General features: G+C 65.3%; 3 protein-coding genes. 1 reads left to right on the forward strand and 2 read right to left on the reverse strand.

Annotated features, from left to right (window positions below; translation table 11 throughout):
• Window positions 1–611: creatininase family protein (locus AN233_RS04135; protein WP_058365589.1), on the reverse strand; the 611-nt coding region annotated here is incomplete at its 3' end.
• Between the two features lie 10 nt (window positions 612–621).
• Window positions 622–1,725, reverse strand: a complete 1,104-nt coding sequence (locus tag AN233_RS04140; protein WP_058365590.1) for an ABC transporter ATP-binding protein — start codon at window positions 1,723–1,725, stop codon at window positions 622–624.
• A gap of 142 nt (window positions 1,726–1,867) precedes the next feature.
• Between AN233_RS04140 and AN233_RS04145 the strand changes: the two genes are divergently transcribed.
• Window positions 1,868–2,420, forward strand: a 553-nt coding sequence (locus AN233_RS04145) for an IclR family transcriptional regulator (RefSeq protein WP_058365591.1), incomplete at its 3' end; no start/stop codon positions are given.

Below are 2,420 nucleotides of genomic sequence, written 5' to 3' on the forward strand. Positions count from 1 at the left end.
TGTTCGTCCCAGCGCGTCCCCTCCTCGATCAGCGCGTCCACGACCAGGTCGGGACGGAGGTAGAGCATGAGCGACGTCTCGTACTCGCCCCCGTGGGCCATGCCTCCCGGATCGCTGTCGCGGAGGGCCGCGATCTCCGACGCCGCGAGAGTGAAGTACGTCGTGCCGAGCACTTCCGCGTCCGTCGTCTTCCCGAGCGTGCTCACGAGCGCGTCGATGAGGGCCGCGTTCCCGCCGTGCCCGTTCACGAAGCAGACGGCGTCGAAGCCGTTCTCGAGCCCCGTGCGGCCGATATCCTCCAGGGTCTGTCTGAGGTGTTCGAACTCGAGCGAAAGCGTGCCGCCGAACGAGAGGTGATGCGGCGAGAAGCCGCTCCAGACCGGCGGCGTGACGAGGATCGGCACGTCGTCCCGCAGCGACTCCGCCGCTCCGTGAACCATCGCCTCCACGAGGAGCGTGTCGGTGATGACGGGCAGGTGATGCCCGTGCTGTTCCACGCTCCCGACGGGGACGACGAGGACGGAACCGTCCTGCCGACCGACATCCTTGATCGCCGCGTACGGTTTGCCAGCCCATTCCCACTCGTTCGTACCGATGGTCTCGTGGATCATTGGACCGTTCTCACGTCGTGTGCTCCGCGGCCGTCTCGGTCGGTACCCGGTCGCCCGTCTCGTCGAAGAAGTGAACGTCCGCGACGTCGAAATCGAGCATGACTCGCTCGCCGGGGTCGGGTCGGAACTCGTTGTCGACGCGGGCGATTATCTCCGTCTCCCCGTCGCCCTCGGTGGGCGGGGTGAGGTAGAGGTAGTTGTCCGCGCCCATGGGTTCGACGACGTCGACATCCGCGGGGATCCGACCGGCCCCGTCGGCCGGATACAGGTCCTCGGGCCGAACGCCGAGCGTGTACCGGCCCGGCGCCAGCGACACGTCGAGGACCGTCTCGAAGCTGTCCCCCGTGACGGAGACGCCCTCGGGAGCCGACTCCACGTCGACCTCGAAGAAGTTCATGCTCGGCGAGCCGATGAACCCGGCGACGAACCGGTTGTTCGGTTCGCTGTAGCAGACCTCCGGCTCCGCGATCTGCTGGAGCTCGCCCTCGTTGAGGATCGCGATCCGGTCGCCCATCGTCATCGCCTCGGTCTGGTCGTGCGTGACGTAGATGGTCGTGACCCCGAGCTCCTCGTGGAGGCGCTGGAGCTCCGTCCGCATCTGCGAGCGGAGCTTCGCGTCGAGGTTCGACAGCGGCTCGTCCATCAGGAAGACCTCCGGGTCCCGAACGATCGAGCGACCGAGCGCCACCCGCTGCTGTTGCCCGCCGGACAGCTGTTTCGGGTACTGGTCGAGAAGTTCGGGGATCTCGAGAAGGTCGGCCGCGTCCTCGACGCGCTCGTCGATCTCGGCGTCGTCGTACTCTCCGGAGAGGCGCAGCCCGAAGGACATGTTCTCCCGCACGGTCATGTGCGGGTAGAGCGCGTAGTTCTGGAACACCATCGCGATGTCCCGGTCCTGCGGCCGAACGTCGTTGACGACCTCCGACCCGATCGTGATCTCGCCGCCGGAGATCGTCTCCAGCCCCGCGACCATCCGGAGCGTCGTCGACTTCCCGCACCCGGAGGGACCGACGACCACGAGGAACTCGCCGTCGCGGACGGTGAGGTCGATGTCCTCGACCGCAAGCACGTCGTCGTAGACTTTTGTGACGTCTGATAGCTGTACTTGGCTCATTGTAGCCTGTCGGCATCTCCATAGCGGTACACAAAAAATTATCGGCGGACGACGCGGGGACCGTCGATCCAATCGGCGTTCGAGCCGACAGCGATTTTTGACGATGGCAAAGATTATGCCGATCGCGACGGCATGAGAAACCATGACCGATGATCGTTCACCGAGGCGGATCAAGTCCGTGGCGCTCGCGTTTGACATACTCAAAATCCTCAGAAATGATGAAGGAGCGACGGTGACCGAGATCGCCGAGGCGATCGATCGCTCCCCAGGGACGACGCACACGTACCTCGCGACGATGCAGGAGAAGGGGTACGTGAGAGTCGAGGACGGCGAGTATCAGGTCGGGCTCTTCGCGCTCCCGCTCGGGGAGTACGTCAGAGCCACGTCGCGACTGTACCAGGTCGGGAAGCCGGAAGTCGACAGACTGGCACAGGAGACGGGCGAGGCGGCACACCTCGTCGTGGAGAGTCACGGCCGCGAGATCCTGCTGTACGAACAGTTCGGCCCCGACGCGGTCGGCGAGGATCTCTACACGCGGATCAAGGGGTATCCTCGTCGGAACCTCCACTGCTCGGCCGCGAGCAAGGCGATCCTCGCTCACCTCGACGAGTCACGGCGAGACGAGATCCTGGAAGACTACCAGTTCGTCGCGCGGACGCCGAACACGATCACCGACGAGGAGACCCTCCGCGCGG

The organism is Haloparvum sedimenti (assembly GCF_001462205.1).
Lineage (GTDB): Archaea > Halobacteriota > Halobacteria > Halobacteriales > Haloferacaceae > Haloparvum > Haloparvum sedimenti.